The sequence below is a fragment of the Gordonibacter pamelaeae 7-10-1-b genome (genome assembly GCF_000210055.1).
Lineage (GTDB): Bacteria > Actinomycetota > Coriobacteriia > Coriobacteriales > Eggerthellaceae > Gordonibacter > Gordonibacter pamelaeae.
Map to the genome: position 1 here is coordinate 51510 of NC_021021.1, position 3358 is coordinate 54867.

Annotated in this window: 4 protein-coding genes; all 4 read left to right on the forward strand. The window is 66.7% G+C overall.

Translation table 11 applies throughout. The annotated features are described in order from the left end of the window. The coding region (locus tag GPA_RS17070; RefSeq protein ID WP_231847530.1) for a DNA polymerase at window positions 1-1255 on the forward strand (1255 nt) is incomplete at its 5' end. Window positions 1256-1611: 356 nt separating this feature from the next. Beyond that, entirely contained in the window at window positions 1612-2004 is a 393-nt protein-coding gene (gene rplU, locus GPA_RS00220) for a 50S ribosomal protein L21 (protein WP_015538607.1), read from the forward strand. 18 nt (window positions 2005-2022) lie between these two features. Continuing rightward, entirely contained in the window at window positions 2023-2274 is a 252-nt protein-coding gene (gene rpmA / locus GPA_RS00225; RefSeq protein WP_015538608.1) for a 50S ribosomal protein L27, read from the forward strand. A 159-nt stretch (window positions 2275-2433) separates the two neighbouring features. Next, a partial coding sequence (gene obgE / locus GPA_RS00230; protein WP_041238653.1) for a GTPase ObgE occupies window positions 2434-3358 on the forward strand: 925 nt, incomplete at its 3' end.

A 3358-nucleotide genomic window follows, 5' to 3' on the forward strand; every position in this document is an offset into this window, starting at 1 on the left:
AGGCCCGCTCACCGAGGCGCTCGGGCGCGACGGCAGCACCCGCGCCTACTTCGACATCGACCTGCCGCTCGTGGGCGTGCTCGCCATCATGGAGCGCACCGGCGCGGCCGTCGACTGCGACCGCCTGGCGGAGCTCGGCGCCAGCACGCAGGCCGAACTCGACGAGCTCTCGGCGCGCATCTTCGACATGGCGGGGGAGACGTTCAACCTCGACAGCCCCAAGCAGCTCTCGCGCATCCTGTTCGAGGTGCTGGGGCTCACGCCCCTCAAGAAGAACCAGCGCGGCTACTCCACCGACGCCGCGGTGCTCAAGGAGCTGTGCGCCGTGCACGAGCTGCCCGCCCTCGTGCTGCGCTACCGGGAGCTGGCGAAGATCAAGTCCACCTACATCGACGCGCTGCCACGCATGCGCGCCGGCGACGGGCGCGTGCACACCTGCTTCAACGAGACGGTCACCACCACGGGCCGCTTGTCCTCGTCCGACCCGAACCTGCAGAACATTCCCGTGCGCACCGAGTTCGGCCGCCAGATACGCGAGAGCTTCGTGCCGCTCGCGCCCGACGAGCGGTTCCTGTCGGCCGACTACTCGCAGATCGAGCTGCGCCTGCTCGCGCACCTCTCGGGCGACGAGCACCTCGTGGCCGCGTTCTGCTCGGGCGCGGACTTCCACGCCGCCACGGCCGCGCGCGTGTTCGACGTGCCGGTGGAGGAGGTGACGCCGGAGCTGCGCAGCCGCGCGAAGGCCGTGAACTTCGGCATCGTGTACGGCCAGCAGGCGTTCGGCCTGTCGCAGAGCTTGGGCATCCCGTTCGGCGAGGCGAAGGAGATGATCGAGCGCTACTTCGCGGCGTATCCCGGCGTGCGCTCCTACCTGGACGCCACGATCGAGGAGGCGAAGGCGAAGGGCTATGCGGAGACGATGTTCGGCCGCAAGCGCCATATTCCCGAGCTCAAGGCGTCGAACGCCGCCACGCGCGGCTTCGGCGAGCGCACGGCCATGAACCACCCCATGCAGGGCAGCGCCGCCGACATCATCAAGTTGGCCATGACCGAGGTGCAGCGCCGCCTCATGGCCGAGGGCTTCAAGGCCCGGTTGCTCCTGCAGGTGCACGACGAGCTGGACTTCAGCGTGCCCGAGGGCGAGATCGAGGCGCTGTCCTCGATGGTGAGGGAAGTGATGGAGGGCGTCGCGGAGCTCCGCGTGCCCCTCGTGGCCGACGTGTCCTGGGGGGCAAGCTGGGCGGAGTCGCACTGAGGTTCCGCCGCCGTACGGCCGACGCGAGTGTGACAGGGGGACGGGGATAATGTCACGCTCTCTTTCGCTTCACTCGGTCGTGGCGCGTCGCGGAGCGTGACATTATCCCCGTCCCCCTGTCACACCCTCGACGCTTCTCGCTGACTTTGTCGGACCTGTGAGATTCTGAAAAAACATGCCACGCCGCCGCGTGTGGCTATGATTATCTGCTACCATATGAACGTTGTGCTTTGTGGAGGCACAGCATCGGAAAGAGTGCGATGATACGCGGAGATTGTGCATAAGATCACCTTGACTTGCTACGATCCCGCTGGTAAGCTATCGCCTTGCGTTTTATTTCATACAAGGAGACACTCATGTACGCAATCGTAAAGACGGGCGGCAAGCAGTATAAGGTTGCCCCCGGAGACAAGCTGAACATCGAGAAGCTCGATGCCGAGGTCGGCGCGAAGGTCGAGCTCGAGGCCATCTGCGTCGTCGACGGCGAGAAGGTCGAGGCCGATCCGGCCAAGGCCGCTGCCACGAAGGTCACGGCCATCGTGCTCGAACAGTTCAAGGGCGAGAAGCAGCTCGTGTTCAAGTTCAAGAAGCGCAAGAACTACAAGAAGCTGCGCGGCCATCGCCAGCAGCTGACGCGCGTCGAGATCGAATCCGTCGGCTCGGCCAAGGCCGAGAAGAAGGTTGCCAAGAAGGCCGCCCCGAAGAAGGCCGAGAAGGCCGAAGAGCCCGCGTCCGTCGACGCCGAATAAAGCAAGGGAGGGAATACCATGGCACACAAGAAGGGTCTCGGTTCCAGCCGTAACGGCCGCGATTCCCACGCGCAGCGTCTCGGCGTGAAGTTGTTCGGCGGCCAGGAGGTGCACACGGGCAACGTTATCGTTCGCCAGCGCGGCACGCACATCCATCCGGGCGAGAACGTCGGCCGCGGCAAGGACGACACGCTGTTCGCCCTGTGCGACGGCAAGATCGAGTTCACGAAGGGTGCGAAGCACAAGGTGCACGTCCGCCCCGAGGCGTAGGGCGAGCCACCTGCTCCACGACTGCGTAACGTTATCTGTTTTCGCGTGCCCCCTGCTCGTCAGGGGGCACTTTTCATATACAATCCGAGTTGCGAGATCAGGGAATTCGTCCCCCGGTTCCCCTCGATGCGGAACCGGAACGGAGATAGAGGTGCCCAGGTGTTCATAGACAAAGTGCGCATACACGTGAAGGGCGGCGACGGCGGCGCGGGCTGCATGTCGTTCCGCCGCGAGGCCCACGTGCCGAAGGGCGGGCCCGACGGCGGCGACGGCGGCCACGGCGGCAACGTGGTGGTGGAGGCCGATGCCGGCCTGTCCTCGCTCATCGAGTACCGCTTCAAGCACCACTTCAAGGCCGAGCGCGGCACGCACGGCAAGGGCAGCCGCATGCATGGCGCCACCGGCGAGGACCTTGTGCTCAAGGTGCCCGTGGGCACGGTGGTGCGCGAGTACTTCGAGGAGTCCAAGGAGACGGGCGAGCTCATCGCCGACCTCACGCACGACGGCGAGCGCGTCACCGTGGCCGAGGGCGGCATGGGCGGCCGCGGCAACATCCACTTCGTGACGCCGACCCGGCGCGCGCCCGCGTTCGCCGAGCTGGGCGAGCCGTCCCAGGAGGGCTGGATCGAGCTGGAGATGAAGCTCATGGCCGACGCGGCCCTCGTGGGCATGCCGAGCGCCGGCAAGTCGTCGCTCATCGCGAAGATGAGCGCGGCGCGCCCGAAGATCGCCGACTACCCGTTCACCACGCTCGTGCCGAACCTGGGCGTGGCGCGCTCGGGCGATCACAGCTTCGTCGTGGCCGACATCCCCGGGCTTATCGAGGGTGCTCACGAGGGCCGCGGCCTGGGGCACGAGTTCCTGCGCCATATCGAGCGCACGGCGCTCATCGTGCACGTGGTGGACCTGACGGGCGACTACGAGGGGCGCGACCCGCTCGAGGACTACGACATCATCAACCGCGAGCTCGCGCTCTACGCCGACGAGCTGGCCGCGCGCCCGCGCATCGTGGTGGCGAACAAGACCGACGTGCCCGGCACCGAGGAGGCGGCCGAGCGGCTGGCGGCGCGCGTGCGCGAGGACT